The organism is Abditibacteriota bacterium (assembly GCA_017552965.1).
Lineage (GTDB): Bacteria > Armatimonadota > UBA5829 > UBA5829 > UBA5829 > RGIG7931.
The window spans coordinates 1-2,143 of the sequence record JAFZNQ010000021.1 but is presented as its reverse complement, the minus strand read 5'-3'; the positions used below and the strand labels follow the sequence as shown (position 1 = coordinate 2,143).

The following is a 2,143-nucleotide window of genomic DNA, read 5'->3' as shown; positions in this document are numbered from 1 at the left end:
TCTCTGTCCCGTTGGGCCGGTCCATGGACGTGGCTCGACCTTCTATCACAGGGGACTTCTTACCGGTGAGAGCAGAACGCCCTCACCGCCGAAGTGACGTTGTGTTTGAACGGGACAGGCCCGGGAGGACTGGATCCGACACTTGGTCCTTCTCCGCCGAGTGGCCCCCCCAACGGCTTTCAGCCGTCGGTCCCCCCACAGATCTCCAACGGTCGCGAACAAGTCGCGACCGCCGGGATGACGGCGGAGAGCCGGGATGACGGCGGAGAATGGCTCAATATGTGTTAAAATAGAAGTGCGGGGACACGCCTGGGACTGCCCCCTGCCCTGCTGCGGCGGCGCCGCAGGCTGCCCGCGGGATCACAAAAAGTATATTGCAAGGAGACACTGATGAGAAAAGATCTGGGAGTTCTGCCGGCTGTATTCCCCATGCCGGTACTGATGGTGGCCGCGTATGACGGCGACGGTACGGTCAACGTGATGAACGCCGCCTGGGGCACCATATGCGGCATGGACAAGATAGCCCTGTGCATCGACGAAGACCACAAGACTACTCAAAACGTGCGCGTCTCAAAGGCTTTTACCGTGAGCATCGCGGACAGGGCGCACATGGACGGCGCCGACTTTTTCGGCATTGCCACGGGCAACAAGATGCCCGACAAGTTTGTCCGCTCCGGCTATCACGCGGTCAGGAGCGCCCGCGTCAACGCGCCCATAGTCACCGAGTTTCCCGTGGCGCTGGAGTGCGAGCTGGCGGAGATCGTGTCCACAGACCATTTTCACGGGGTGATCGGGCGCATAGTGAACGTCAGCGCCGACGACAGCGTGCTGGCGGAGGACGGCAAGGTGGACCCGGAAAAGCTGGACGCCCTCATATTTGACCAGTTCCGTTCAGGCTACTACACGGCGGGCGCCAGGGCCGGCAAGGCCTGGAACGCCGGCAAAGAGATGATGAAAAAGGCTCAGGGCAAATGACATACACCACTCTCGGCAACACTGACATAAAAGTGTCGCGGATATGCGTCGGGGGCATGTCCTTCGGGCAGGCCTCGGAGGCTTTTCACCAATGGACGCTGGACCCCGCCGCCACGCGGGATATGATCGCCCGGGCCTTTGACCGCGGGGTCAACTTCATAGACACGGCCAACTGCTACAGCGGTGGCACCAGCGAGGAATACATCGGCAGGGCCCTCCGCAGCCTGGGCATCCCCAGAGACAGGGCCGTGCTGGCGTCAAAGGTGTATTTCAACGAAGGCAGGCTGGGCAGAGAGGCTATACTCCGGGAGATAGACGGCACCCTCGCCCGTCTGCAGACGGACTACCTGGACCTGTATCAGATACACCGCTTTGACTACGGCACCCCCATTGAGGATACCATGGAAGCGCTGCATTCGCTGGTCGCGGCCGGCAAGGTCAGGGCCATAGGCGCTTCGGCCATGTACGGCTATCAGTTCCACAACATGCAGGCAGCCGCCGAACAAAACGGCTGGACCCTGTTTTCCGCCATGCAGAATCACTACAATCTGCTCTACCGTGAGGACGAACGGGAGCTGATACCCGTGTGCCGTCAATACAACGTGTCGCTGATCCCCTACAGCCCCCTGGCGGGCGGACACCTGACCCGCAGGACATGGGATTCGGACAGCAGGCGCAGCGGCACAGACAAGGTACTCAAAAACAAGTATGACCGGGCAAAGGACAACGACATGCTCATCATAGAGCGCGTGGCGGCCCTGGCAGAAAAATACTCGGTCACCATGACCTGCGTCGCCCTGGCATGGCACTACGCAAAGGGAGTGGCCGCGCCGATAGTCGGCGCCACAAAAGCGGCCCACTTTGATGACGCCGTCCGGGCGGCGGATCTGACGCTGACCGCAGAAGACGTGCTGTATCTGGAAGAGCCCTACGCGCCCCACGAAATAGTGGGGGCGCTGCCGGAGTAAAAGGCGCCTTGGGCAGGCGCTGCGCGCCTGCCCAAGGCTTTATAAATACCGTGTGCCGGGATGACAAGGAAGGGAGCAGAGCACTCTTCATTCTCCGCCGAGCGGAAGAGCGCTCTGCCGTCATCTCGCGCCATTGGCTCTGCCAAGGACGCTCAGAGATCTACGGGGGGACCGATGCCGTCAGGCATTGGGGGGGGGCC

General features: G+C 61.4%; 2 protein-coding genes. Both read left to right on the top strand.

Annotated features, from left to right (window positions below):
• Positions 1 to 390 precede the first annotated feature (390 nt).
• Positions 391 to 975 carry a flavin reductase family protein gene (locus IK083_02950; protein ID MBR4748515.1) on the top strand — a complete coding sequence of 195 codons (585 nt, stop codon included), beginning with the start codon at positions 391 to 393 and terminating at the stop codon, positions 973 to 975.
• Positions 972 to 1,943: an aldo/keto reductase gene (locus IK083_02945; GenBank protein MBR4748514.1), complete on the top strand. Its 972-nt coding sequence runs from the start codon at positions 972 to 974 to the stop codon at positions 1,941 to 1,943. Before IK083_02950 ends, IK083_02945 begins: the two co-directional genes overlap by 4 nt.
• The last annotated feature ends 200 nt before the right edge of the window (positions 1,944 to 2,143 follow it).

What these genes read in the sequence shown, in the direction of transcription:
- IK083_02950 (MBR4748515.1), top strand. Translation starts at nt 391, where the DNA reads ATGAGAAAAGATCTGGGAGTTCTGCCGGCTGTATTCCCCATGCCGGTA.
- IK083_02945 (MBR4748514.1), top strand. Translation starts at nt 972, where the DNA reads ATGACATACACCACTCTCGGCAACACTGACATAAAAGTGTCGCGGATA.